At 69.3% G+C, this 2,145-nt stretch carries 1 protein-coding gene; it reads right to left on the bottom strand.

Features of this window, described 5'->3' with window-relative positions; all coding sequences use genetic code 11:
- Positions 1–1,455, bottom strand: a 1,455-nt coding sequence (locus tag A3IC_RS67425) for an alkaline phosphatase family protein (protein ID WP_020550763.1), incomplete at its 3' end; no start/stop codon positions are given.
- Positions 1,456–2,145: the final 690 nt, after the last annotated feature.

Genomic DNA, 2,145 nt, shown 5'->3' on the forward strand with positions numbered 1-2,145 from the left:
GGCGGTGGCTTTCGCCCCCGTCGAGTCGCTCGCACTCACCTCGACGGCGAAAACACCCACCCCCCACGCCCGACCCGAGACCACACACGTGAGCGGATTCAGCGACAACCCCGCCGGAAGATCACGCCCCGCACACGAATACGGCCCCGTCCCACCCGAGACCCGAAGAGCCAGATCCACCCGCTGATTGAACTTCGACGCCTGCGCCCCCGGATTCGCCACCGACACCCCACCCGAAGGCGTCGCGGCAATCGTCCACCCGAACGACACCGGAGCCGACACCGCACCCACACCGTCCGTCGCCGTCACCGACACCTGTGCACTCCCCGGCGCCGAGGGCGAACCGGACACCACGCATCCACCACCCGAAGCCGTCAACCCCGCGGGCAGACCCTGGAACGCACACGTGTACGGAGGTGTCCCGCCCGACACCTGCAGCGTCAACGACACGGGCACACCCACCGTCCCCGACTGCGCCCCCGGACTCGCCACCGACACGGGCGACGGACCACCGTCCTGCCAGATCTCGGTGATCGGTGTCGCGGTCGCGGCCTGGCCGGAGCGCCGAGTGCCGTACATGTCCTCGAAGGTGCGCAGCAGGCTGTAGTGGTCCTTGCGGCCCGGGTACTGTCCGGGCTTGACGTGCGCGCCGTACAGGATGGTGGCGATCCGGTTCTCGCTGCGGAAGTTGTCCTCGTCCCAGGTGACCACGAGCAGGCTGTTGTGCGTCTTGGCCCACTCGGCGTAGCCGCTCAGCCTGTTCCGGGTCCAGGTGTCCCCGGTGGAGATCCCGCAGGCCGGGTTGAACAGGCGATCGTGCATGTCGTTGCACTGGTTGGGCACCACGTAGGAGATCGTGGGCAACGTGCTGTAGTCGGTCGGGAACGCGGTGGCCGGATATGTGGTGCCGGCGGGTACGTTCGAGAACGACAACCACGGGTTGTGCTTGCGCGCGTACGAACCACTCGTGCACGCGCCCGGGTTCGCCGCCGACCAGTCCTCGTTGTAGCTGCCCCACGTGCCACCCGCGTCGATGAGCTGCCGACCGAGGTTGTCCGCCGCGTACGGTGCTCCGGGCGGCGGACACTCGTCGCCGGTGACGCCCTGGGTGGAGCCGGAGAACATCGCCATGTAGTTGGGTTGACTGGGGTGGGTCTCGCCGTGGAAGTCGGTCAGCGAGGCTCCGCCGGCGGCCAGCTGGTTGAGGTAGGGCGCCTGTGAATTGCCGATGATCTCCTCGTAGTTGGTGTTCTCGTGCACGACCACCACCACGTGGTCGTAGCGCGGGATCGCGGCGGCGATACTAGTCGGCGCCCGGTCGGGTGCGCCGGCCGAGGCGGGGGCGGTGACGCCGGCGATCGCGCCGAGCGCGAACCCGACGGACAGCGCGACGAGTTTGGCCGATCGGGGCTTGCCCCGGGTCGTCGACCGGGACCTGGATCCTGAGTCGGACATGACCTGGCGCCTCCTTGGGCGTGGACGAAGCGGAATCGCAGCGTGGATTCGACGACCTGCCGAAGCAACGCCCGCCGCTGGTACCGGAACCGACGTCACCGCGGACCGCGAGGCCCATGGGCGGGGCGGTGTCCGGGCCTGAACTGGCCGGGAGAGGCGGCGTTCGGGCCGGGCGATTCGGGTGTGTCCGATCGCACCCAGAACCAGCGCTCATGCACCGATGCCCAAGCGGTGCGGTGCCGGCACACACATGTCGGTCCGTCATGAATGCATGCCGGACCGGTATTGGACGTGGGTGAGACCGGCCTCATCTCCTGGAAACATGAAAAGATCACATTCCCGATCCGGGCCCCGGCCGTGGATTCGCCCACCGATCGGCGCACGCGGACAAATCGGTCACCGTCGGGCCGCCGGTGCCGCTCGCGCCGTTCGTACCGCCCTCGTCGTCGCCCTCGTCACCGGCTTGGCCGCGGCCACCGGCATCTCCCCGGCACACGCCGTCGACCCGCCGCGGGTGCGTGCACCGTCGCCGACGCGAGGATCGGCGAATCCAGTGGCCTGGCGCCCGGCTCGCGGCATCCGGGCATCGCCTACACGCTCACGTGTGTGGTCTCGGGTCGGGCGTGGGGGGTGGGTGTTTTCGCCGTCGAGGTGAGTGCGAGCGACTCGACGGGGGCGAAAGCCACCGCC

This window comes from Embleya scabrispora DSM 41855, assembly GCF_000372745.1.
In the GTDB taxonomy this organism is placed as follows: Bacteria; Actinomycetota; Actinomycetes; order Streptomycetales; family Streptomycetaceae; genus Embleya; species Embleya scabrispora.